Annotated in this window: 25 protein-coding genes and 1 tRNA gene; 13 read left to right on the top strand and 13 right to left on the bottom strand. The window is 66.2% G+C overall.

Features of this window, described 5'->3' with window-relative positions:
- Positions 1–5 precede the first annotated feature (5 nt).
- From gspG to DM806_RS13510, 9 genes are read left to right on the top strand one after another with little or no spacing between them, the layout of a single operon-like run.
- Entirely contained in the window at positions 6–512 is a 507-nt protein-coding gene (gene gspG, locus DM806_RS13550; RefSeq protein WP_179043700.1) for a type II secretion system major pseudopilin GspG, read from the top strand.
- A complete protein-coding gene (locus DM806_RS13545; protein ID WP_256869302.1) occupies positions 484–960 on the top strand; it encodes a GspH/FimT family pseudopilin in 477 nt (158 codons plus the stop codon). Before gspG ends, DM806_RS13545 begins: the two co-directional genes overlap by 29 nt.
- Positions 953–1363 carry a type II secretion system minor pseudopilin GspI gene (gene gspI / locus DM806_RS13540; protein WP_179043699.1) on the top strand — a complete coding sequence of 137 codons (411 nt, stop codon included), beginning with the start codon at positions 953–955 and terminating at the stop codon, positions 1361–1363. Before DM806_RS13545 ends, gspI begins: the two co-directional genes overlap by 8 nt.
- On the top strand, positions 1360–2148 hold the full coding sequence (gene gspJ / locus DM806_RS13535; RefSeq protein ID WP_179043698.1) for a type II secretion system minor pseudopilin GspJ: 789 nt from the start codon (positions 1360–1362) through the stop codon (positions 2146–2148). Before gspI ends, gspJ begins: the two co-directional genes overlap by 4 nt.
- Positions 2123–3130: a type II secretion system minor pseudopilin GspK gene (gene gspK / locus DM806_RS13530; RefSeq protein WP_218647485.1), complete on the top strand. Its 1008-nt coding sequence runs from the start codon at positions 2123–2125 to the stop codon at positions 3128–3130. The genes gspJ and gspK overlap by 26 nt, the downstream gene beginning before the upstream one ends.
- Positions 3127–4245 carry a type II secretion system protein GspL gene (gene gspL, locus DM806_RS13525; RefSeq protein ID WP_179043696.1) on the top strand — a complete coding sequence of 373 codons (1119 nt, stop codon included), beginning with the start codon at positions 3127–3129 and terminating at the stop codon, positions 4243–4245. Before gspK ends, gspL begins: the two co-directional genes overlap by 4 nt.
- On the top strand, positions 4242–4730 hold the full coding sequence (gene gspM, locus DM806_RS13520) for a type II secretion system protein GspM (RefSeq protein ID WP_179043695.1): 489 nt from the start codon (positions 4242–4244) through the stop codon (positions 4728–4730). The genes gspL and gspM overlap by 4 nt, the downstream gene beginning before the upstream one ends.
- Positions 4727–5449: a type II secretion system protein N gene (gene gspN, locus DM806_RS13515; protein ID WP_179043694.1), complete on the top strand. Its 723-nt coding sequence runs from the start codon at positions 4727–4729 to the stop codon at positions 5447–5449. Before gspM ends, gspN begins: the two co-directional genes overlap by 4 nt.
- A complete protein-coding gene (locus DM806_RS13510; RefSeq protein ID WP_179043693.1) occupies positions 5446–6189 on the top strand; it encodes a prepilin peptidase in 744 nt (247 codons plus the stop codon). Before gspN ends, DM806_RS13510 begins: the two co-directional genes overlap by 4 nt.
- Position 6190: 1 nt before the next feature.
- On the opposite strand, the gene DM806_RS13505 is transcribed toward DM806_RS13510, so the two are convergent.
- The 3 genes from DM806_RS13505 to DM806_RS13495 form a co-directional block, all read right to left on the bottom strand.
- Positions 6191–6267 (bottom strand) — tRNA-Pro (locus DM806_RS13505).
- A 402-nt stretch (positions 6268–6669) separates the two neighbouring features.
- Positions 6670–6891 (bottom strand): hypothetical protein, encoded by a 222-nt coding sequence (locus DM806_RS13500; RefSeq protein WP_179043692.1) that lies wholly within the window; start codon positions 6889–6891, stop codon positions 6670–6672.
- 157 nt (positions 6892–7048) lie between these two features.
- Positions 7049–8422, bottom strand: a complete 1374-nt coding sequence (locus DM806_RS13495) for a M20/M25/M40 family metallo-hydrolase (protein WP_179043691.1) — start codon at positions 8420–8422, stop codon at positions 7049–7051.
- Positions 8423–8524: 102 nt separating this feature from the next.
- On the opposite strand from DM806_RS13495, the gene ettA reads away from it, so the two are divergent.
- Positions 8525–10210, top strand: coding sequence for an energy-dependent translational throttle protein EttA (ettA, locus tag DM806_RS13490; protein ID WP_179043690.1), 1686 nt, complete (start codon positions 8525–8527; stop codon positions 10208–10210).
- A gap of 335 nt (positions 10211–10545) precedes the next feature.
- On the opposite strand, the gene DM806_RS13485 is transcribed toward ettA, so the two are convergent.
- The gene (locus DM806_RS13485; protein ID WP_179043689.1) at positions 10546–10692 is read right to left on the bottom strand and encodes a hypothetical protein; all 147 of its coding nucleotides are present in this window, start codon (positions 10690–10692) and stop codon (positions 10546–10548) included.
- 160 nt (positions 10693–10852) lie between these two features.
- On the opposite strand from DM806_RS13485, the gene purS reads away from it, so the two are divergent.
- Positions 10853–11086: a phosphoribosylformylglycinamidine synthase subunit PurS gene (gene purS, locus DM806_RS13480; protein WP_179043688.1), complete on the top strand. Its 234-nt coding sequence runs from the start codon at positions 10853–10855 to the stop codon at positions 11084–11086.
- Positions 11087–11089: 3 nt separating this feature from the next.
- Positions 11090–11764: a phosphoribosylformylglycinamidine synthase subunit PurQ gene (gene purQ / locus DM806_RS13475; RefSeq protein ID WP_179043687.1), complete on the top strand. Its 675-nt coding sequence runs from the start codon at positions 11090–11092 to the stop codon at positions 11762–11764.
- A gap of 219 nt (positions 11765–11983) precedes the next feature.
- On the opposite strand, the gene DM806_RS13470 is transcribed toward purQ, so the two are convergent.
- The 3 genes from DM806_RS13470 to DM806_RS13460 all read right to left on the bottom strand — a co-directional run bounded on the left by DM806_RS13470 (position 11984) and on the right by DM806_RS13460 (position 15273).
- Complete coding sequence (locus DM806_RS13470; protein ID WP_179043686.1) at positions 11984–12667, bottom strand: DUF2490 domain-containing protein; 684 nt, start codon at positions 12665–12667, stop codon at positions 11984–11986.
- A gap of 227 nt (positions 12668–12894) precedes the next feature.
- On the bottom strand, positions 12895–14523 hold the full coding sequence (locus tag DM806_RS13465; RefSeq protein ID WP_179043685.1) for an alpha-D-glucose phosphate-specific phosphoglucomutase: 1629 nt from the start codon (positions 14521–14523) through the stop codon (positions 12895–12897).
- 78 nt (positions 14524–14601) lie between these two features.
- Complete coding sequence (locus DM806_RS13460; RefSeq protein ID WP_179043684.1) at positions 14602–15273, bottom strand: spermidine synthase; 672 nt, start codon at positions 15271–15273, stop codon at positions 14602–14604.
- 171 nt (positions 15274–15444) lie between these two features.
- On the opposite strand from DM806_RS13460, the gene DM806_RS13455 reads away from it, so the two are divergent.
- Entirely contained in the window at positions 15445–15903 is a 459-nt protein-coding gene (locus DM806_RS13455; protein ID WP_179043683.1) for a hypothetical protein, read from the top strand.
- Here the strand turns inward: DM806_RS13455 and DM806_RS13450 are convergent.
- Genes DM806_RS13450 through DM806_RS13425 form a run of 6 tightly spaced genes read right to left on the bottom strand, consistent with a single transcriptional unit; the run spans position 15888 to position 23553 of the window.
- Positions 15888–17654, bottom strand: a complete 1767-nt coding sequence (locus DM806_RS13450) for a carboxypeptidase regulatory-like domain-containing protein (protein WP_179043682.1) — start codon at positions 17652–17654, stop codon at positions 15888–15890. The genes DM806_RS13455 and DM806_RS13450 overlap by 16 nt on opposite strands.
- A complete protein-coding gene (locus DM806_RS13445) occupies positions 17651–19765 on the bottom strand; it encodes a DUF4175 family protein (protein ID WP_179043681.1) in 2115 nt (704 codons plus the stop codon). The genes DM806_RS13450 and DM806_RS13445 overlap by 4 nt, the downstream gene beginning before the upstream one ends.
- A complete protein-coding gene (locus tag DM806_RS13440) occupies positions 19762–20901 on the bottom strand; it encodes a BatA domain-containing protein (RefSeq protein ID WP_256869301.1) in 1140 nt (379 codons plus the stop codon). Before DM806_RS13440 ends, DM806_RS13445 begins: the two co-directional genes overlap by 4 nt.
- A 2-nt stretch (positions 20902–20903) precedes the next feature.
- Entirely contained in the window at positions 20904–21797 is an 894-nt protein-coding gene (locus tag DM806_RS13435; RefSeq protein ID WP_179043679.1) for a DUF58 domain-containing protein, read from the bottom strand.
- Positions 21798–21806: 9 nt separating this feature from the next.
- Entirely contained in the window at positions 21807–22796 is a 990-nt protein-coding gene (locus tag DM806_RS13430) for an AAA family ATPase (RefSeq protein ID WP_179043678.1), read from the bottom strand.
- Positions 22797–22845: 49 nt separating this feature from the next.
- Positions 22846–23553 carry a DUF4159 domain-containing protein gene (locus tag DM806_RS13425; protein WP_179043677.1) on the bottom strand — a complete coding sequence of 236 codons (708 nt, stop codon included), beginning with the start codon at positions 23551–23553 and terminating at the stop codon, positions 22846–22848.
- Positions 23554–23566 lie beyond the last annotated feature (13 nt).

The following is a 23566-nucleotide window of genomic DNA, read 5'->3' as shown; positions in this document are numbered from 1 at the left end:
TGAATATGCGCAAGATACTCCCCCGCCTTCGCGGGAATGACGACAAAGAATTGAGGCGTTCCGCCGAACACGGCCTCATCTCTTCTAAGCGATCCGCCGAACACGGCTTTACGCTGGTCGAGCTGATGGTCGTCATCGTCATCATCGGCCTGCTGGCGACGATCGTGGCGATCAACGTCATCCCGGCGACCGACACCGCCCGCGTCGAGAAGGCCAAGGCCGATATCTCGACCATCGAGCAGGCGCTGGAGCAATATCGACTCGACAATCTGACCTACCCGTCGGCGACCGATGGCCTTCAGGCGCTACTGAACCCGCCCGCCTCGCTGGCGCAGCCGCAGCGCTATCGTCGCGGCGGCTATATCAAGAAGTTGCCGCAGGATCCGTGGGGCCGCGCCTATCTCTACAGCGTGCCGGGTCGCCGGGGCGCGTTCGACATCAGCTCGCTGGGCGCCGACGGCCAGCCGGGTGGCGAGAATGAGAATGCCGATATCTTCTCCAGCGAACTCTGACCCATCTCCGAAAGGAAATGGGTTCACCCTGATCGAGCTGATGGTCGTGCTGACGATCATCGGCTTCATTTCGGCTGCCGTGGTCCTGGCGATTCCCGACCCGCGCGGCCGGGTGATCGAGGATGCCGACCGCTTCGCCGCGCGCGTCGCCGCCGCGCGCGACGAAGCGGTCGTCACCGCGCGCCCGATGGGTCTGTGGGTATCGGCCTCCGGCTATGGCTTCCAGCGCCGCGAGGGCAGTCAGTGGACGCCGCTGGAGGAAAAGCCCTTCGTCACCGCCAACTGGAAGGGCGGCACGCGGGCGCTGGTCGGCAAGGATGGCCGCCAGCAGATCGCCTTCGATGGCACCGGCCTGCCGACCGATCCTCTGACCGTGACCCTCGCCCGCGAAGGCGAGCGCGTGTCCGTTACCGTCGACATGGCGGGGAAGGTCATGGTCGGTGGCTAAGGATGGTCAGCGACAGGAAGGCTTCACGGCTTGTGATGCTGGGCGTTCCGCCGAACACGGCTTCACGCTGCTCGAAATGCTGGTCGCGCTGGCGGTGTTCAGCCTTGCCGCGCTGGCGCTTGTCCGCTTGCAGGGGGTGACGCTCCACACGGCGGCCGATCTCGACAGCAAGGCGATGGGCCAGATCGTGGCGCGCAACCTAATGGTCGAGACGCAGACCGACCCCGCACCGCCCTCGATCGGCGAAGAGGATGGCGAGGTCGAGAATGGCGGGCGGCGCTGGCACTGGAGCCGCACCGTCCGGGCGACCGACGACAAGCGGTTGTTGCAGGTCGATCTGACCGTCGACGGCCAGCCGGGCGCTTCGCCGGTCGTGCTGAGTTTTGTGCGGGTGACGGAATGATGGGCCGTGCCAATCCGCACCAGCCGTTCGCTTCGAGCGTGGAGAGAAGCGGAGGGCGCCGCTCCGACCGTTTCTCGACTTCGCTCGAAACGAACGGAGGCGGCGAACAGACCTGCACGCCTGCCGTCCAACAGGGCTTCAGGTCTTTCGAGCGTTCCGCCCAACAGGGCTTCACGTTGATCGAGCTGCTCGTCGCGCTGATGATCTTCGCCATGCTCGCGGCGGCGGGCGTGCTGTTGCTGGGCAACAGCGTGTCGGCGCAGGCGCAGGTCAAGGCGCGGCTGGACGACATGGCCGCGGTGCAGCGCGCGGGCGGTGCGCTTGCAGGAGATCTGGGGCAAGCGGTGCCGCGCATCACCCGGACCGAGGCGGGAACGCTGGCGCCCGCCTTTTGGGCGCATGACGGCGGCGAGGATCAGCCGGTGATGCAGTTCGTGCGCGGTGGCTGGGACAATCTGGGCGACCTGCCGCGTCCTTCCTTGCAGAAGGTCGAATATTGGGTGCGGCAGGGGCGGCTGGAGCGGCGGACCTATGCGCAACTGGACGGGGCGGCCGGCGACGATCCGGCGGGGCTGCTCGAAAATGTCGAGGCGGCGAAGTTGCGCTTCCGGGATGCGCAGGGCGAATGGCGAGAGGAATGGACGCCGAGCCAGCCGGACCTGCTGCCCAAGGCGGTGGAGCTGACCGTGACGCGCAAGGGGGAACCGCCTGTCACGCTGCGTTTTCTCGTGGCGCCCGGACCGGTGGAACAGGCGCCCGATGCAGGGGGCACGATCGGTGCCTGATTCGCGCAAATCGAGCGAGCAGGGCGCGGCGCTGCTGACTGTGCTGCTGCTGGTGGCGGTGATGGCGGTGGTCGCTGCCGGCGCGCTGGAGCGGCTGGCGCTGGCGACGCGGATGACGGGCAATGGTGGCGCGGTCGATCAGGCGCGCGCCTATGCCGACGCCGGGACCGAAATCGCGCGGCTGCGGATCGGCGATCTGGTCGCGTCCAATCCGGCCAGGACGACGCTGGCCGGCGGATGGCTGGGCGCGCCTCAGGCCATCCCGGTGCCCGGCGGCGTCGCGACCGCGCGGGTCACGGATGCGGGCAACTGTTTCAACCTCAACAGCGTCGTCAGTGGCGAGAGCGAGGCGGCGCTCAAGGTGCGTCCCATAGGCGTCTCGCAATTTCAGGCGCTGCTCCAGCTTCTGGGCGTCGATGCGCGACAGGCGCAGGCGGCGTCCGCGAGCCTTGCCGACTGGATCGACAGCGACAGCGTCCCGCAGCCGGGCGGCGCGGAAGATGATTATTACGCCAAGGGCGAGCGCCCCTATCGCGCCGCCAACCGGCTGATGATCGACGCAAGCGAGTTGCGGGCGGTCGCGGGCATCACGCCCGCCATCTACGACCTGGTGAAGCCGTGGATTTGCGCGCTGCCGGTCACGGATCTGTCGCCGATCAACATCAATACGCTGCTGCCGGGGCAGGCGCCGCTGTTCGCCATGCTGCTGCCGGAGCAATTGAGCATCGCGCAGGCGCGGCAATTGCTGGCGCAGCGACCGGCGGACGGCTACGGCAGCACGACGCAATTCTGGGCCTTGCCTTCGCTGGCCGGCTTGTCGCCGATGACCGAGGTGTCGGAGCAGGTGAAATTGACGACTGGATTTTTCGGAGTGGACGTTTCGGTGGACGTGGGGGGAACGCAACTGGCGGAGCGAGCGCTGATCGACGCGCGGCAAGGCAAGGCGATATTGGTGCGGCGCAACTGGGGCGCGGGCGCATGAGCAGTCGCGACGCGCTGATCATCTTCCTGCCGGAAATGGAGCAGGCGCCCGCGCGCTGGATGCGCGTGATCGATGGCGCGCTCGTCCAGTCGGGCGAAGGCACCAACTGGCTCGCCGCCTGCGGGATCGCCGCGTTGCCGGAGCAGGCGCGCGTGCTGATGGTGACGCCGGCCGCGCTGGTGACGCTGCACTGGATCGTTCATCCCGAACTGCCGGTGCGGCAGGGGCGGGCGGCATCGCGTCTTTCGGCGCTCGCGGCGGGTCTGTTGCCGGCCGACCAGCTGTTCGCGGCCACCGACGAAAATGACGATCCGGCAAAGCCCCATCTGGTGGCGGTCGCCAGTCGCGCCGATATGCAGCATTGGCTGCTCTGGGCGCAGCATCATGGGCTGGACCCGGATATCATCGTTCCGGCGGCTTTGCTGCTGCCGGAGCCGGACACTGGCTTCAGTCGCGGCATCATCGCCGGGGACAGGGTTCTGCGTGGCGAAGACATCGCCCTGACGGCCGACATGGCACTGCCCGAATTGATCGGCGGCGCGGCCATCGTCGATGTCGCATCGGGTATGATCGAAGGTCGCGCCATTGCAGCGCTGGACAAGCCGGCGCTCGACATGCGGCAGGGCGATTTTGCCAAGCGGGTACGCCGCGCCGTCGACAAGCAGGCGCTCGGTCGCATCGCGCTGTGGACTGGGCTGATATTATTGGCCAGCCTGCTGATCGCGCTGGTCACGATCGTTCGCCAGAATATGGAGGCGAGCCGGCTCGACCGTGACAGCTTGGCGCTGGCGCAGCAGGTTCTGCCCAACGCCAGCGACGCAGCGCAGGCGCAGGTGGAGATGGAAGGGCAATTGGCCGCGCGCGGTGCGGGCGGTCGTGCCTTTACCGCGCCGGTGTCCGGCCTGCTCGCGGCAATGCAGGATGCGCCGGGCGTGGCGCTGACCAGCCTGTCGCGCGATCCCGACGGCATGGTCCGCGCGACGCTGGCCGCGGCCAAGGCGGATGACATCAACATAGTCCTGCTGGCGCTCCAGGCCGCCGGCTTCACGATTACGGCGACCCCGTCCCAGGATCCGGGCGGGCGGACGCTGGCGGATATCACGGTGCGGTCATGATGGAACGGATAGCCACCTATTGGGCGGAGCGCTCCACCCGCGAACAATATATGCTGGGCGTGATGTTCGCGCTGCTGGCCGGGGTGATGCTCTGGTTCGGCGTCGCCATGCCGCTCGGCAGGGCGCAGAAAAATGCGCGCGAGGCGCTGATCGAGGCGACCGACCGCAATGCTGCCGTCCGATCAGCGGTGAAGCAGTTGAAATCGCTGCCGCGCACACCGGCGTCGAGCGGCCCCGCCGTGCCGCTCGACCAGTTTGTCGGGCAGGGCGCGGGCGAGGCCGGGCTGACGCTGGAGCGGGCGCAGGCGCAGGGCAATGACCGGATGGACATCGCCATCGCCTCGGTCCGGCCGATCGCGCTCCTTTCCTGGCTGTCGCAGTTGGAGGCGCAGGGCGTGCGCGTCGAGACGATGAGCGCGCGACCGTCGCCCACTGCGGGCAGCGTGTCGGTGCAGGCGGTGCTGGTGCGGGGGGAAGGGCAATGATGGGCCTTCACCTGTCGCGCCGCAGCCGGATCGCGCTGATTCTGGTTCTGCTTTCGGGCCTGCTGCTCTTCTTCCCGATGCGCGTGGCGCTCGGCCTTGCCGGGCTGGAGCGGCTGGGCGTCGCTGCGCGTGAAGTGCGCGGCACGGTGTGGAGCGGCCGGATCGACCAGTTGATGCTGGGCAACATGCCGATGGGCAGCGTGCGGGCGGGGCTATCGCCGATCTCGCTGCTGATGGGCCGCGCCCGCTTCGATGTCGTCCGCGCGCGGGGCGTGACCGACGATATCAAGGGCGCGCTGACGGTCGGTTTCGGCCGCATCGGCGTGGACGATGTGTCCGGCGCCGTACCGCTGGGGCGCAGCTTCGCGCCGCTGCCGGTGGCCAGCCTGATTCTGGAAGATGTCAGCGCCTATTATAGTGGCGATCGCTGTGGTCATGCCGAAGGGCGCGTGCGGGCGAGGATGGCCGGGCAATTTCCTGGCCTGAACCTGTCCCAGGGCCTTTCGGGTGCGGTTGCCTGCGACGGGGATGCGCTGCTGCTGCCGCTGGTCAGTCAGTCGGGCCTTGAGAAGATCAATCTGCGCATCTGGCGATCGGGTCGCTATGTCGCGGAAATGCGTGTGGAGACGGCGGACCCCGCCCTCACCGGCGCCCTGGGGCAGGCGGGTTTTGCCGGCATCGGCAACGCCCAGGTGCTGAAGGTCGAAGGCACATTGTGATCCAGCCCGCTGCGGCGATCGTCGGCGCGCTGGCTGGCGCGATTCTCGGCAGCTTCCTTGCGACCCTGATCCTGCGTTGGCCGCAGGGACGCAGCGTCATGCGGGGACGCTCCGCCTGCGACGGCTGTGGCCGGGTGCTGACGCCGCGCGATCTCGTGCCGATGCTCAGTGCGATGCTGAGCCACGGGCGGTGCCGCACCTGTGGGGCGCGGATCGACCCGCTGCATGGGCGGGTGGAAGCGGGCTGCGCGATCATCGGCGCGCTCGCGCTGGGCTTCCGGCCTGATCTGGGCGGCATCGGCTGGATGCTGCTGGGGTGGTTGTTGCTGACGCTCGCGGTTCTGGACTGGCGCCATTTCTGGTTGCCGGACGCGCTGACGCTGCCGCTGGCCTTTCTGGGCTTAACCCTCGGCCTCTGGGCGACCGATATCCTGCTCCCCGATCGTATCATCGGGGCGGCAGCCGGCTATGGCGTGCTGCTGGCGATCGCGCTGACTTACCGGGTGCTGCGCGGACGCGAGGGGCTGGGGCTGGGCGATGCCAAGCTGCTCGGCGCGCTCGGCGCATGGTTCGGATGGCAGGCCTTGCCCTTCATCCTGCTGATCGCATCGGGTGTCGGACTGGCGGTCGTGCTGGCGACGGGCAAGGCGCGGAAAAGAATGGCGCGCGTGCCGCTCGGCACATTTCTGGCGCTGGCCGCCTGTCCCGGCTGGCTGATCGCCGCTCAACTGATGAAGTGAGTGGTCGGGGAGACAGGATTCGAACCTGCGACATCCTGCTCCCAAAGCAGGCGCGCTACCAGACTGCGCTACTCCCCGACGCCCGCAGCCCTTAGCTTTCTGCGCCGATAAAGCGCAAGCGAAAAGAGCGTTCGCGGTAGAGAATGACCAAACGAATCGGGACGGGGTAGGGGAACCGCGAAACGCTCGCGGACGATGTCCTTCTTCGGCCTGTCAATTGTCCGGCGCGCTATTACTGGCGGGGCAAACCGGCTACGTGATCGCCGATCAGTGGAAGAACAGCCATAAGAGCAGAATGATGGGGATCGGCACGCCCAGCAGCCACAGCAATATGCCCTTGCCCATCATGTCTCTCCTTTTTCGTTGGAAGAGAAACACATGTCGGTGGTGCGATGTTCCGGCGCGGTGGCGCCAATCGAGCGGGCACGAAAAAGGGCGAGCCCTTTCGGGCCCGCCCTTCGAATCTCGCTAATGCGAAGATTACTTCGCGTTCGCGGCGTTCTCAGCAACGTTCGCGGCGTTCGCGGCGTTCGCGGCGTTGTCGGCAGCGTTCGCGGCGTTGTCCGCAGCGTTGACGGCGTTTTCGACGACGTTCTCGACGACGGCGTTCGAAGCGTTCGCGGTCTCGTTGGCCGGCTTCTCACCGCAAGCGGCGAGGGCCATCAGGCTGGCCGAAGCGAAAACAACAGCGATCTTCTTCATTGTGTACGGCTCCCATAGCATTATGCCGCGTCTGGCACGTTACAAATGTGACCCTACGCGAGCGACCCGCATTAACGTGTGCGCTGCACAAATCAATGCTTTTCTGCGTCGGTGAAGCGGCAGAATCACGCGACGGGCGGTTGTCTACTATAAAAGTTCAGTTAGCGCTCATTGTTTCTGAGGCGTTTGCGACAATGTCCAGCGTCACGGCCCAAGCGGCGACATTCTGCCGCAATTGCTCGGGATCGACCTTGTCCAGCGTATCGTCGGGCGTGTGGTGCAGGTCGAAATAGCGTGTGCCGTCCTGTTGCAGATCGATGACAGGAACGCCGGCCTTTACCAGAGGCGCGATGTCGGCGCCGCCGCCCGCTTCCTGCGTGCTGGCCCCCACGCCGAGTGGAGCAAGGGCATCCGCGATGCGCTTGGACAGTGCCTCATGCCCCCTGGGTAATTTGAAATCGACGCGCCAGATCCGGTCGGCGCCGAAATCCGATTCGATCGCCAGCGCATGCTTCTCCGACCCGTGCGCCTTATAATAAGCGCGTGCGCCGTCGCCGCCTACTTCCTCAGCGCCCGCCATCAGCACGCGGATGGTGCGGCGGGGCTGGCCGACCTTGGCGACGTGAAGTGCGGAGGCGGCGGCGATCGCACAGCCGGTCGCGTCATCGATTGCGCCGGTGCCCTGATCCCAGCTGTCGAGATGGCACGCCGCTACGACCACGCCCGCCGCCGGATCGCTGCCGGGGATTTCGGCGATCACGTTGCCGGAAGGCTGGTCCTTCAGCATCTTCGAGGTCAGGGTGAGGTGCAGTTTCACCGGCTGGCCGCGCTTTACGATGCGGGCGAGCTGTTCTGCATCAGGCACCGTCAGCGCCGCTGCCGGAATCGGCGTCACCCCGTCCGCCCACATCAGGACCCCGGTGTGCGGCACACGATGATGATCGGTGCCGATCGAGCGGATGAGGATGGCGATGGCGCCCTTTTTCGACGCGATGCTCGGCCCCTGCCGCCGCGCCGCGCCGAAATAGCCATAGGAAGAGCCGTCCTGTGTCGCCTTCATGCCATGGTCGACAAAGGCGATCTTGCCCTTGAGGCTCGCTTCGGGCGCGGCCTCCAGATCGGCGATGCTGGGGAAATAGACGACTTCGCCTTCGATCCCCTTGTCGCTGGTCGATCCGCTGTTGCCGAGCGCGGCCAGCACCAGATTTTGCGGGAAGGGGGAGAGGATGCGGGCTTCGTCCCTGCCGCGCACCCAGACCGGCATCATATAAGGTTCGGCGCGCACGTTGGAGAAACCGAGCGCCTTGAGCTTAGCCACCGCCCAGTCGCGGGCGCGGGCTTCCTGTGGCGTGCCGGCGGGGCGCGGGCCGATTTCGGTCGTCAGCCCTTCGGTAAAGTCCCAGGCGACATCATCCTTGAGCGCCGCTTCCCGAATCGTGCCGCTGTCGGCAGGGGCCGCGTGGACGGCGTTGGCGGTGAGGATGCTGCCAAGAAGCAGGGCGGCAAGCTGGCCCGATCGGATTTTGTGCATGAGTGAAGGCTTATCGAGCGATCCCCCATTTGCCAATGGCTTCCGCGTCCGCTAACTCCGCCCCAAATTCCAACGTCTGATTTTTCGGAGCTGCGCGAACCCATGTCCGCTTCCTCGCAATATGCCTATGTCATGAAGAGCATGACCAAGACCTTTCCCGGCGCGGCGAAGCCGGTGTTGGGCAACATCAACCTGCAATTCTATCGCGGTTCCAAGATCGGCATCGTCGGCCCCAACGGCGCCGGTAAATCGACCCTGATGAAGATCATGGCCGGCATCGACACCGATTTTTCCGGTGAGGCCTGGCCGGGCGAGAATATCACGGTCGGCTATCTGCCGCAGGAGCCGCAGCTCGATCCGAACAAGACTGTCCTTGAAAACGTCAAGGACGGCGCGCGCGAGATCGCGGACAAGATGGACCGTTTCAACGAGATCAGCATGATCATGGCCGATCCGCCGGAGGACGCCGATTTCGACGCCCTCATGGAGGAAATGGGCACGCTCCAGGAACAGATCGACGCGGTCGACGGCTGGACGCTCGACAACCAGCTCGAAATCGCGATGGAAGCGCTGCGCTGCCCCCCGTCCGACTGGTCGGTCGAAAGCCTGTCGGGCGGTGAAAAGCGCCGCATCGCGCTCACGCGCCTGTTGATCCAGAAGCCCGACATCCTGCTGCTCGACGAACCGACCAACCATCTTGACGCAGAAAGCGTCACCTGGCTGGAAAACCACCTGAAGGAATATGCGGGGTCGGTGCTGATGATCACCCACGATCGCTACTTCCTGGACAATGTGGTCGGCTGGATCCTGGAACTCGATCGCGGAAAATATTTCCCCTACGAAGGCAACTACTCCACCTATCTGGAGAAGAAGGCCAAGCGTCTGGAACAGGAAGACCGCGAGGCGACCGGCCGCCAGAAGGCGATCAACGACGAACTGGAATGGATCCGGGCCGGCACCAAGGGCCGCCAGACCAAGTCCAAGGCGCGTATCAAGAAGTTCGAGGAACTGGTCGCCGGCCAGAATAACCGCACGCCCGGCAAGGCGCAGATCGTCATCCAGGTGCCCGAGCGTCTGGGCGGCAAGGTGATCGAGTTCAAGGGCATCTCGAAGGCATTTGGCGACAAGCTGCTGTTCGAGGATCTGTCCTTCCTGCTGCCGCCGGGCGGCATCGTCGGCGTGATCGGGCCGAACGGCGCGGGCAAGTCCACGCTGTTCAAGCTTATCACTGGCCAGGAGAAGCCGGATTCGGGTGAAATCGATATCGGTACCACCGTGCGCCTCGGCTTCGTCGACCAGAGCCGCGACCATCTCGACGCGTCGAAGAATGTCTGGGAAGAAGTCTCGGACGGTCTCGATTATGTCAAGGTCAACGGCCATGACATGTCGACCCGTGCCTATGTCGGCGCCTTCAACTTCAAGGGTCAGGACCAGCAGAAGAATGTTGGCAAGCTGTCGGGCGGTGAGCGCAATCGCGTCCACATCGCAAAGATGCTGAAGCGCGGCGGCAACGTGCTGCTGCTCGACGAACCGACCAACGACCTCGACGTCGAAACGCTGGCGGCGCTCGAAGAAGCGATCGAAAATTTCGCGGGCTGCGCCGTGGTCATCAGCCACGATCGCTTTTTCCTCGATCGTCTCGCCACGCATATCCTCGCGTTCGAGGGCGATAGCCATGTCGAATGGTTCGAGGGCAATTTCGAGGCTTATGAAGAGGACAAGCGCCGTCGCCTGGGCGATGCGGCCGACCGTCCGACCCGTCTGGCCTACAAGAAACTGACCCGATAACGACATCGAAGCGAAACGCGGTTGCAATCTTTGCAACCGCGGGCCGCTATTTCGCACTTGCGATGGTGGCGCTAACATTTCATAGGAGGCAGGCCTTTCAGGCATCCTCTCCTAAAAACTTTCAGGGCTGGTCCTCACGGATCGGCCCTTTTTTTATCATATGGCGGTGGAGCAGGCGGCGCGGAGCGCTGTTTTCCGGGATGTTTCTTTCGCCCCGGATCGCCGGGAGGATGCATGGCCAAGCGGGGCGGACGCATCATATCGCGACGACGAATCAATGTTGGCCCGCTGCTGCCCGATACTGTTGCTACCAGGATTCGTGCGCCCAGCGCGCGTCAGCTGGATCGGTAGCCGATCAGCAAGCCGAAACAGAAGGTCGCCAGCAAGGCGAGCTGGACCTTCCCATGGGGATCCTCATAGCCGACGATCTGCGGTCCCCAGGCGAACAGCGCGACAAACATTGCCAATGCCAGCCCGGACATATTGCGTACGCTCCCCCAACCGTCCGGTCACAATAGCCCGATGGTCGCTAAGAAACTCATAATGGCTTGCCTCCTCGGCCCGTCGCGCCTAGGGGGTGCGGCAACGCCATCCCCCGCGCATGAAGCGCGGCATTCGTCGATTCCAAGGAGTCCGCACCCCATGAAAGCCCGCATCTTCGTCACCCTCAAGGGCGGTGTCCTCGATCCGCAGGGCCGGGCGATCCAGCACGCGCTCGATGGCCTGGGTTTCAGCGGCGTCAATGACGTGCGCGCCGGCAAGCTGATCGAACTGGATCTGGCCGACGGCACCAGCGACGAGGATATCGACGCCATGTGCCGCAAGCTGCTGGCCAACACGGTGATCGAAAACTACCGCATCGAAAAGGTGGCCTGAGCCATGAAGAGCGCCGTCATCGTCTTTCCGGGCAGCAATTGCGACCGCGACCTGGCGGTGGCGTTCGAGGCTGCGACCGGCACCAGGCCTGCCATGATCTGGCATCGCGACACCGAACTGCCCGACGACATCGACCTGATCGGCGTGCCGGGCGGCTTTTCCTATGGCGACTATCTGCGGTCCGGCGCGATGGCCGCGCGGTCGCCGGTGATGCAGGCGGTGGCGAAGGCTGCCGACCGTGGCGCCTATGTGCTGGGCATCTGCAACGGATTCCAGGTGCTGACCGAAAGCGGTCTGCTGCCCGGCGCGCTGCTGCGCAATGCTGGCGGTCATTTCGTCTGCCGCGACGTCGCCCTGACGGTCGAGAACGCCCAGAGCGCTTTCACCAGCCACTATGAAGCGGGTGAAGCGATCTCCTATCCGGTCGCGCATCATGACGGCAATTATTTTGCCGACGACGCCACGCTCGACCGGCTGGAAGGCGAAGGCCGCGTCGCGCTGCGCTATGCGGAGAGCGTCAACGGTTCGGCCCGCAACATCGCCGGCATCCTCAACGAGGCAGGCAATGTGCTGGGCATGATGCCGCACCCCGAGCGCGTGATCGAAGCCGCCCATGGCTCGACCGACGGCAAGCGCCTGTTTCAGGGCCTCGTCGAAGGGCTGTTCGCGCGGGCCTGAAGCATTCTGAAGTCGGTTGGCACAGCCGACGGCTCCCAATATGCGGTAATCAAAAGACGCATAGAGCTAGGATTTTCGTCAGGCCCCGTCGATGATCGGGGCCTGATCGCTTCCGGTTTCAGAGCTTATCCTGTCCAAATTGAATTAGGATAAACGCTATTTTCTTTTGTTTTCCGTGATTTCCGAGTCGTGAAATGTTCCATTTCACTCGAAATCACTTCAGTGCCGGAAGAACAACGTCACCGACGCGACATGGTTGACGCGCGTGTTACCGGCGCGCTGGTTGATCAGCTGGTTCAGATAGCCGACCTCCACTGTCGACGCGCCGGGCAGGCCCAGTTCCGCGCCGACGAAGCTGCGCAATTGGTCGAAGCCGCTGCGCGCCCCCCAGTCGGTATCGTTGAGCGCGGCGAAACCCTCGGCATAGACCAGTGCGTTCACGGCATCGCTGTTCGCCTTCAGCGGCTTTTCGTAACGGATCATCTCGCGAACCCGCCAGCCCATGTCGTCGCCATCCGATCGCCAGCGCTGTTCGAGCCGCGTGCGCGAGGATAGCTCGCCGCCCCAGGGCTTGCCCAATGTCCAGCTGAGTTGCTGAAAGCTGCGTTCCTCATTCACGTCCTTGCCGCCCTCGATCGGTACGACGACATGGGCGAAACCCTGATAGAGGGTGAGCGAGGGCGAGAATTTCCAGCCAAGCGCGCCGCGGAACAGCGCTTGATCGACGCGCGAGATGCCGTCGCCGACGCGCGGCTGTACCTCTGCGAAATAGACCAGCTCGTCCTTTATCGATCCCATGGCGGTCAGGTTGAGCCAGAATTGCTCATCCTCGCTGGTGGAGGCATGCGCCGGGGCGGAGAGCAAGGTGAGGCAGGCTGACAGGCAAAGAGCGAGGCGGCGCATGAGGTTCCCTGAAAATGGAAAAGGACAGGCGCCGACGGATGCGGCGACCTGTCCTTTCTAGGATGCGTGCGTTTCTATCCTGTTTCTAGGATGTTAGTTTGTGTCCAGCGCAAGCGAGGATTGCGTGAAATGCCATAGTTCCCGTTCGCTTCGAGCTAAGTCGAGAAGCGGATAGCGCATTCATCTCGTTTCTCGACACGCTCGAAACGAACGGATGTAGAAGCCTCTCAGGTGATGACGCTGGGCTGGTCCATTCCGGTAAAGCCGCGGATATCGGCAACCTCCTGCGCGGCGGCGATCAGCGGGGCAAGCGCGGTCGCGGTTTCGAGGGCAAGGTCGCCGTCCGGGCCGACATAACGCTCGATATAGACGCGCAGCGTTGCGCCTTCGGTGCCGGTGCCCGACAGGCGGAAGACGACGCGCGATCCATCCTCGAACAGGATGCGCACGCCTTGATTGCGGCTGACCGATTGGTCGGTCGGATCGGTATAGGCGAAATCGTCGGCGCTCTTCACCGTGCCGCCGCTGTTCGACGTGCCGGGCAGGCTGTCGAGTTTGCCGCGCAGTGCTGCCATCAGCGCATCGGCCTTGTCCTTGGCGATGGCTTCATAATCGTGGCGGGCATAGTAATTGCGGCCATAGGTCGCCCAGTGATCGGCCATGATGGCCGCGACGCTCTGTTGCCGGGCGGCGAGGATGTTGAGCCAGAGCAGCACGGCCCAGATGCCGTCCTTCTCGCGCACATGGTCGGAGCCGGTGCCGGCGCTTTCCTCACCGCAGATGGTCGCCATGCCGGCGTCCAGCAGGTTGCCGAAGAATTTCCAGCCGGTCGGTGTTTCGTAGAGCGGCAGGCCGAGCTTTTCGGCAACCCTGTCGGCCGCGCCGCTGGTCGGCATGGAGCGGGCAATGCCCTGGAGGCCCGATGCATAGCCGGGTGCAAGATGGGCGTTGGCCGCCAGCACCGCCAGCGAGTCCGAGGGGGTGACATAGCAATGGCGGCCGATGATGAGGTTGCGGTCTCCGTCGCCGTCCGACGCCGCGCCGAAATCGGGCGCGTCGGGGGCCATCAGCCGGTCGTAGAGATCCCTGGCGTGGACCAGGTTCGGGTCGGGATGATGATGGCCGAAATCCGGGAGCGGGATACCGTTCATCACGGTGCCGGCGGGCGCGCCGAGGCGCTTTTCGAAAATCTCCGTCGCATAGGGACCGGTCACGGCGCTCATGCTGTCGAAGGCGAGGGTGAAGCCGCCGGCGATCATCGCGCGGATCGCGGCGAAATCGAACAGGCTTTCCATCAACTCGGCATAGAGAAGCACGGGATCGACCACCTCGACGATCATGTCGCCGAGCTGGCTGGTGCCGATGGTGTCGATGTCGACATCGGCGGCGTCCAGCGTCCGGTAGCTGTCGATCGTCAGCGTGCGGGCGTTGATCGCGTCCGTCACCTTCTCCGGCGCCGGGCCGCCATTGCCGATATTATATTTGATGCCGAAATCCTCGTCCGGGCCGCCGGGATTGTGGCTGGCAGAGAGGACGAGGCCGCCGAACGCGCCCGACGACCGGATCAGGTGCGAGGCTGCGGGGGTGGACAGGATGCCGCCGGCCCCCACCAGCACGCGACCGAAGCCATTGGCCGCCGCCATTTTCAGCACGGTCTGGATGACTTCACGGTTGAGATAGCGGCCGTCGCCGCCCACCACCAGCGTCTTGCCCGCGAACCCTTCCAGACTGTCGAACACCGACTGGATGAAATTCTCGGCATAATGGGGCTGGGCGAACACCCGCACCTTCTTGCGCAGGCCGGACGTGCCGGGCTTCTGGTCGGTGAAGGGGGTGGTGGTGATGGTCTGGATCACTCCGGCATCCTTTTGAAAGAGCGTGTCGGTGGAAATCTCACGGCGCCCGGTTGGACGCATTGTCGCAGTGCAGCATGTTCAGCGCTTTTGTGCAAACCAGATGACATGGCGCGGCCCCTTGCCATTGTCGCGGGCGCGCACGGCGACTTCCTCGACCAGAAAGCCGGCGCTGCGCAGGCGGCGGGTAAAGGCATCGTCGGAACCGGCGGACCAGACGGCGAGGATGCCGCCTGGCTTCAATGCGGCGCGGGCGGCGTCCAGTCCCTTGCCATTGTAGAGCCGGTCATTGGCGGCGGCGGTCAGGCCGTCCGGGCCATTGTCGACGTCGAGCAGGATAGCGTCATAGCTGCCATGGCCCGCCGCGATCACATGGACGACATCGTCCAGCACGAGCCGCACGCGCGAGTCGTCCAGGCAACCGTCGGCCAGTTCCGTCATCGGGCCGCGCGCCCATTCGATGATCTCGGGGACCAGTTCGGCGACGGTAATCTGCGCCGATGCGTCAAGAGCGCCCAGCGCCGCGCGCAGGGTAAAGCCCATGCCATAGCCGCCGATCAGCAGGTGCGGCGCCTTGCGCCCCTTCAGCCGCTCGATCGTCATCAGCGCGAGCTGCTTTTCCGATCCGCTCATGCGGCTGCTCATCAATTCATTGCGGTCGAGGACGATCATATAATCGCCGCCACGCCGGTAGAGTTTCAGTTCCTGCCCACCCGGCACGGCGGCGGACCCCAGATATTCGCGCGGCGTCATATTGCCCCTTCATACATAAACCATCGGCAATGTGGCGCATGGCAGCTTGGCTTCCGTCGCGCAAATGCTACAGGCGGTCGCGCGCATCGGCCGACGCTTGGCCGATCCGCCCGGGGGATGCTATCGGCCCGCCGACCGCGACCCGAATCTGGACAGGCAGCCTATTTCTTCATGCGCTATTTTCTCGATACCGAATTCAATGGCTTTGGCGGGACGCTGATCAGCGTGGCCCTGGTGCCTGAAGATGGGGACCAGGAACTGTATTTCTCACTGCCGCTGCCGGGCGAGATCGAGCCATGGGTCGCCAGCAACGTCATCCCCTATTTGCGCCATGTGCCGCCGGGGATCGACCATGAACTGGGGCGCGAGGAAGGCGCGGATATGGTCGCCGCCTATCTGGCGGGGGACAGCGATCCGGTGATCATCGCCGACTGGCCGGAGGATCTGGCCCATTTCTGCGCGCTGCTGGTGAAGGGACCGGGGCAGATGGCAGGCGTCGATTTCGGGCTGCGGCTGGAACTGATCAACGCGGCGGGCTTCAGCGCAGCCGCGAACAGCCGGGTGCCGCACAACGCCCTGCACGATGCGCGGGCGCTGCGTGACTTCTACATGGCTTACAGGGCCGACTGACAGCGGCCGATCCGGCTGCGTTCCAGTCCCCAGAGCAGGGCGCTGGCAAGGAGCCAGCCGAGCAGCCAGGGCCAGGACGGGCCGGGGCGTGGTTCGCCTTGCGCTGTCGCCGGGGCGTCTCCGCGCAGCATCAGCGTCGCGGCGCGATCGCGGGCGGCGCGCACGGCGGGAAGCGCGCCTGCGGGCTGGACGTGGAAAGGCGTGATGCCGTCCTTCCCGCGCAAAATGTGCCAGCCGGCGTTGGCGGGCCAGAACGCCGCGCAGCCATTGACGGGGATCAGGCGGGCGGGGCTGCCGTCGGGGCGGATGGCCTGGGCATCGCCGGTGAGGCCGCAGAGCGTCATGCGTTCGCCTGCCCAGTGGATGCCGTCGATGTGCGCGGGCGCGGGTGCGGGGCGGCCGACAGCGCCAAGGAGACTGCGCCACCATTGATCGTAGAGGGGTTGGTGGCCGGTCAGCGTCAGCGCATAGCTGTCCACGCCGGTGAAGAGCGCGATCCGGCCCATGCCCAACGCCCGCCATGCCGCGAGCGTCGTGCCACCGGCATCCTGTAGCAGCGTCACCGTATCGTGGCCCGCAGGCGCGGCGGCGAGACGGGTGACTTCGGGGAGCATCTCGTCGGGGAGCGCCATGTCGTCGGGGCGGTCGGCATCGGTTATGCCCTGCCGGGTGCGGGCGATGGCGACGACGGGCGGCTTGGGCAGGGCGAGCGGGGCGAGATCATTCCCCCCCTTGAGCGTGAAGCCGAGCGCCTGCCACTGGCCGCGGGTCGCGCCGTCGAGCGGGCCGCTGGCGCGCAGGATGAGGCCAAGGCCGTCGCGCACCGCGCCAAGCAACGCGCCGCGCCCGCCGCCGAGCGCGGCCCAGCTGCGATCATCGACCAGCACGGCGTCGAAGCGGCGTAGGGTCGCGCCGTCGATCGACACGGGTGCGTCGCCCAACTGAATGCCGCCGCCTGCGCTCATTTGGGTGGAGACGGCAAAGCCTGCGTCGGTGGCCCAGCGACGCAGATATTTGACCTCTGGGCCCGGTGCGCCGGCGAGGATCAACAGGCGCGGCCTGGCACTGTCCTGTGTGACGACGGGGACGCCGGCCTGTTCGATGGTGCGGTTGCCATCGCGGACGCGCAGGGTGAAGTCGGCGGTGCCGGTGGTGCGGCTGGTGCCGGTCAGGCGGACATGACCATCGGGGTCAGGCGTTGCGCTGTCGGTGATGCGGCCGGCGGGGTCGAGCAGCTCGACAGTCGCATGGGGCAGACCAGCAAGCGTCGCGCCAGCGGTGAAGCTCGCGCCCGGTGCGGTCGGCACGGGCGGTGCCAGATCGGTGAGTCCCTTGGGCGGCTGAGGCGGGGCAAAGCGGACGGCGACGCTGCGCGCCGCATCCAGATCGCGGGGCGTGAGGCCCCGGCCGATGATCTCGATCCTGTTGGCGGCGGGATGGCGGCGCAGCGCGGTGGCGAGGTCGGGTGCCGCTTCGCCAGGGATAGTGCCGGCTTCGGGCAAGATGATCAGCGGCGTCCCGCCGGCGGCGAGGCGGGGCGTCCCGGCCGTCGCGATGCGCAACGTGCCGCTGCCACCGATGGTCGCGGGCGGGAAGAGGCCGAGAAGGAGCAGCCCGGCGCAGATCGGCTGGAGCAGCAGGAGGAGCGTCAGGCGCAGCGGCGAGGCCTGTTCCCCGGCGGCGCGGTGCCAGATTATGAGGCGGATCGCGGCCAGCAATATGGCAAGGATGAGCAGAGCGGCGACGATCATGACCCGCCTCCCTCGATCGCGCGGAGATAGCGCGTACCCGTAGCGTCGGCCGGACGGCGGCGGGCTGGCTGGCCGAGCGGCCGCTCCATGGCGGTCCAGAGCTGCGCGCGCAGCTTCGCCCGGCACGATGCGCAGGCAGGATCGCGACGAACGGCGTCGATCGCGCCGCTCAGCGCCAGCGCATCGGGCAGGCGGCCGGCATTGGCGCGGACCCAGCCTTCCAGCGGCGCAAGGTCGATCGGGCCGCGGATCGCGTCCGGTCCCGCTCCCAATGCGCGCCATGCCGCGGCGGCAGGGCCGTCCTGTCGCTTGACCGGTGTGATGTCCAGCTGGCGGCTGGCCAGCCCTTCGCGCTTGCCGGTCATGCGGCGGCTGGCGTCGATCGGCGGCAGTTCCGGCCCGACGCGCGACAGGAAGATGCGGGTCGCCTGCTGCACCTCCTTGATGAAGCGCAACGCCTTATAGGCATAGGGTAGCGCCGTGTCCGGATGCCCGGTCTTGAGTTCCCGTTCGGACTGCCACATTTCGTCCACCGCCTGTTTCAGGATCGCGCGGGTTTCGGGATCAAGGCTGGAGGCAGGGCTTTCGTCGTGCGGATGGCCGAATTCCGCCAGCACATCCTCCTTTTCGCCGAAAACATTGGGTGTCGACACCGGCGGACCATGGTCATGGCCGTCATTTTCGCTATGCCCATCCGCATCGGCGGTGGGGAGTTCGGGCTGGCCTTCGCTCTCGCCGCCGAGGAACTGGCTGTAGCGGCCGCGCAAAATCTGCTGGTCGCCGCCGATCGACGCGGAGCGTGCAAGAGTGCGGTCCGGGGCGAGGGTGCGCTTCTGCCTGAGCAGCTTTTCGATGTCGATGATGATCTGACGCTGGCTGCGGAAATAGGCGGGCAGGGTGGTGTTGACCATGCCGGTGAGGCCGCTGCTTTCAGGCTGCTTCGGCGACGGCCAGCGCAGGATCAGGCTGGGGCCGCGCACCTCCTGCGGGCCGGGCGCGCGATTGTCGCGGACGATGAGCTGCACCACCATGTCGCCGCCGGCGGCAAAGCCGAAGGTCGGGAAGTCGAGGCGCGGGGCGAAGCGGCGGTTGCGGGCTGGACCAGTGCCGGTCACGGGGATTTCGCGCTCGCTGAAGGTCACATTCTCGCCCTCCCCGATTGCCAGCGTGACGCGCAGGCGGGCGGTGGCGGCGACGCCATAATCGTCGGTGGCGGCGAAGGCGGGAGTCCAGCTGCGCTGACCGGGCTTGATCATAGTCAGGCTGTCGGTGAGCGGCTTTACCTGCGGCGGGGCGTCGGCGATGGCGTCGACCCTATGGAGTCGCGGCGTTGCGCCGCGCCTGGAGGCGGGATCGACGCGGTAGAGGAAGGCGGCGTCGGCGGTGTGGGTGGCGATCCAGTTCGCACCTTCCTGGCGCAAAGCGAGCGGCTGGCCAGCGAGCATCAGCAACCTGGGTGCACTCGCCTGCGGATCGAAGCGGAGCGTCCATTCGAGGCGCGATCCCTGCGGCACGCGGGCGTCCAGCGAAGCGGAGTCTCGCACCGGCAGGCCGGTATAGGCGGGCGGGACGATACGGAGATTTTGCCCGACGAGGCTGGGGATGCCCGGACGGGCAGGCAGGCCTTCGTCGCTTGGGGCGAGGGTCGGTGGGCCTTCCCCTGCGCGGGGCCACAGAAGGGCGGCGGCGATCAGCGCGACGGCAAGGACGCTCAGGATCAGGAACAGACGCTTCGACCAGCCTGGGGTGAGATCGTGCGGGCTGGCCTGATCGAGGCGCGTGGCGATGCGGGTGCGCTGGAGCGACTGGAGTGGGGAGAGCGGTGCGTCGTCGGCGAAGAGGAGGGCGCTGCTGTCCTCCAGTTCAGGGCGCGTCGCGTCGAGGCTGCGGATCAGCCAGGGCAGGTCGTGGCGCGCTGCGCGTTGGCGAGCGACGATGAGGGCGACAGCGAACACGACAATCGCAAGCAGCCCAGCAACTGCCGGACCAGCCAGTCGCCAGCCGATCGCGGCGGCGGCAAGGGCCAGCGGCAGGCCCAGCGCCAGCGTGTCCGCGATGCGGCGGTGGCGGGCGGGCGTGGTCCAGTGGGTGCGCAGGGCGTCGGCGCTCATGGCGCGATGCTCCGGCTGCGACGGGTGGCGAGCCAGCGTTCGGCGAAGAGCAGCAACGCGATCAGCAGGGCAAGCCAGTTACGAAGTTGCTGCGGCGGCTGGTCATAGGCGCGGCCGCCGGGAAGCGGGGCATAATCGGCGGCGGCAACACGGGAAGGCGCTGGCTGGGCGACGATCAGCGCGCGCAGCCTGTCAGGGAAATCGGCTTCCAGCAGTTCGGGCATTTGCGATGGGACAAGCGGGCGGGTGAAGCGGATCAGTCTGCCCTTGCCCAGAGAAAGCGCCTCGACGAGCGGCTTGCCCTCCGCATCGCGCCAGAGCGGTTGCGCCGCCTCTTCGACCGGCAGGTGCGCATCGCTGGCGACGAGCAGGGTGCCGCCCTGCTTCGTCCAGTCGATGACGCTATCGGGCAAGGTGCCGCCAGCCAGCCAGACAAGGAGGCGCCCCTTTTCGGGCAGCGGCGCATCGGTCCCGCGATTGTCTATTTCGCTGTCGGCTTTCGCAGATTGCCATGCCAGTGCGGCGGCCCGGATATAGCGCACTGCATCGCGATGGGCCTCGTCATGGCGGATGGAAAGGATGGGCGGCGGCGCGGGTTTGTTCACCGAAGCCGCCATCTCACCGGGAGCAATGCGCCACGTCACCTTGCGCGACAGGCGCAGGCGGTCGGCGTCTGCGCCTTCGAGAATGGTCGGGGCGACGATGGTGAGCGGCGTCTTTGCCGGGAGTTCGGCGTCGAGCTGGCGGATCAGGCTGGCGACGGGCAGCGGGCCGTCAGGCCGGGGCTGGTCGATCTTGGGGAAGCCGGGGGCGAGCCAGTGGATGCGCGCGTCGCCGAGTGTGGCGGGGGCGACCTGAACAGCCGGCACTACCGCCACATAAGGTCGGTCGTCGCCTGCACCGAACAGGACGGGCTGGGCGAGCCATAGCGCGGCCAGCGCCAGCAGCGCGAGACGAAGCAGCAGCAGCGGCCACTCGTCGAAGCGCAGGCGCGAGCGGGGCCTGGGGCGCGAGCGTAGCCAGCGCAGCGCGGCAAAGTCGGTCGGCTGCTGTTGGCTCTTGCGCGCGATATGGAGGATGAGCGGCATGATCAGCGCCGCTAGCGCGGCCAGCGCCGCCGGGAAAAGCAGCGCCATGCTCAACTATATTCCGCCGCGCCATGGGCCGCGAACAGGCGACGCAGGGGGAGGTCCACCGGTTCGTCAAGGACGTGGGCGGCGTGGCGGATGCCGATCGCCTCCAGACGGGCGTGGAGCGCTTCACGCGCCTCGGCAAAGCGGGCGAGAAATTCGGCGCGCAAGGCTGCGCCGTCGGCCAGCAATTCCTCGCCGGTTTCGGGGTCGCGGAAGCGAAAGCCGCCGTCGAAGGGGAAATCCCGTTCGGCGACGGTCAGCATCTCGATCACCAGGGTTTCGCGTCCCGCTGCGGCGAGCTTCTCCGCCAGCGCCACCGCGCCTTCGTCGAAACAGTCGGACAGCAGGATGACGAGGTCATGCGCGCCGATCCGCTCCCAGACCGGACCCAGATGGCTTTGGGGGGCGAAGCCGCGCGCGGTCTGGACGTGCAGCAGTTCCAGCAGCATCCGGTCGCGCTGGCGCAGACCCGTGGCGGGCGGCAGCAGCGCGAGGCCGCCGTCGCCCAGCGCCATGAAGCCGAAGCGGTCGCCCTGCTTCATGGCGAGTTCGGCGATGGCGGCGGCGATGGCCTTGGCAGCGTCGAGGCGGCTGTAATCGGGGCGCGTCGCGTCGGACTGGCCCATGGAGGCGCTGGCGTCGATCAAGATCCAGACGGCGACCGGGCTTTCGCGTTCGGCCTCCCGCACGAAGAATTTGTCCGACCGGGCGTAGAGTTTCCAGTCGATCTGGCGCAGTTCGTCGCCAGGCTCATAGGCGCGATATTGGGCGAACTCCAGCCCCGCGCCCCGGCTATGGCTTTGGTGCAGGCCGATGCCATGCGACCCCACTGCCCGGCGCGTGACGAGGCGGAGGCCGCGGAGGCGGCTGCGCACGTCGGGAGGAAGGAGGTCGGCCATCGCGAAGGATTAGGCGAGCGGGACGGCGCGGACCAGCGCGGCGACCACGTCATCGGCGCTGCGGCCTTCGGCTTCGGCGGCGAAGGAGAGGAGCAGGCGATGGCGCATCACCGGCACGGCGAGCGCGGCGATGTCGTCGCGCGTGGCGGCGAGGCGGCCGTGGAGCAGGGCGCGCGCCTTTGACGCAAGGATCAGTGACTGACCGGCGCGGGGACCGGCGCCCCATTTCACATATTTACGGATATCGTCTGGTGCGCCGTCGCCGGGGCGGCTGGTGCGGACGATGCGCGTCACCCAGTCGAGCAGGTCGTCGCTGAAATGCACGTCGCGGACGAGGGTTTGCAGCGCCAGCACTTCCTCGCCCTGCATCACCGCGGGGACGGCGGCCGGCTTGGAGCCGGTGGTCTGGGCGAGGATGGCGCGCTCCTCCGCCTCGGTCGGGTAGTCGACGCGGATATGGAGGAGGAAGCGGTCGAGCTGGGCTTCGGGCAGGGGGTAGGTGCCGGCCTGCTCCAGCGGGTTCTGCGTCGCCAGCACGAAGAAGGGCGCGGGCAGGACATGGGTGACGCCCGCATAGCTGACCGTCTTTTCCTGCATCGCCTCCAGCAGCGCCGCCTGCGTCTTGGGCGGGGTGCGGTTCAGTTCGTCGGCGAGCAGCAGGTTGGTGAAGACCGGCCCCTGCTGGAAGCGGAAGCTGCGATGGCCGGTGCCATGATCCTCCTCCAGCAATTCGGTGCCGAGAATGTCGCTGGGCATCAGGTCGGGCGTGAACTGGACGCGGCGGAAGTCCAGCTTCAGTGCTTCGCCGAGCGAGCGGACGAGCAGGGTCTTGCCGAGACCGGGAACGCCCTCCAGCAGGCAATGGCCGCCCGCGAGCAGGCCGATCAGCAGTTGCTCCACGACTTCGCCCTGCCCAACGATGGCCTGGCCGATCGCGGCGCGCAACTGGGTCAGCGCGCCAAGGCGGGTCTGGATGTCGGCTTCGGTGAGGTTGGTCATGTCATGTCCCTTGCTGGACGAAAGGCTGGAATAGGAGGATGAGCGCGGATCACACCGACAGCGCGTACATCACGATATTGACCGCGAACTTCGTATTGTCCTCGGCCAGGAAGCGCTTGTTGCGCCAGTCATAATCCCATTCGCAGCCATAATCCTTGTTGCTGTAGAGAAGGCCCAGCCGCCCGTTCACCTCTATGCCCTTCAAATAGTCATGGACGAGATCGTCGCCCCAGCCGTTCAGCTCCAGCCCGGTATTGGGCGGACCGTCGAACTTGAAGAAGCTGCGATAGAGACCATGGTTCTTGGGCAGTTCCTTCAAGGCCTTCTGGCCGAAAATCTTGGCCATTTGCGCCTCGAACGAGCGGGCGAACAGGCCGTCTATGTCATGGTTGCAATCATCCACCATGACGAAGCCGCCATTGCGGACATAGCGTTCGAAATTGCGCCGTTCGGCGGGCGAAAACTCCACCAGCTTGTGCCCGGCCATGTAGCAGAAGGGCGCAGTCAGCATCTTCGGGTCCGAAAGGGCGATGACATGCTCCTTCGGATCGACGCGCAGGGTCGTGTAGTCGATCAGCGAGGTGATGATGTTGGACGGCGTGCGCTGGTCCACGTCCCAGTCGCCTGAGTCATAGCGCAGGCGCGTGAACCAGAAATCATAGCCCCCCGATGTCGCTGCTCCTGCGGCGAGCGGCCGGGCCAGCATTGCGCCAGCCAGACCACCCGCCATCAACCGAAGAAACTCGCCGCGTGTCATGCAGATAGGATCG

The sequence above is a fragment of the Sphingobium lactosutens genome, assembly GCF_013393185.1.
Classification (GTDB): Bacteria; Pseudomonadota; Alphaproteobacteria; order Sphingomonadales; family Sphingomonadaceae; genus Sphingobium; species Sphingobium lactosutens_A.
Note: the sequence above shows the minus strand (reverse complement) of the source record. Positions and strands in the feature narration are given on the sequence as shown.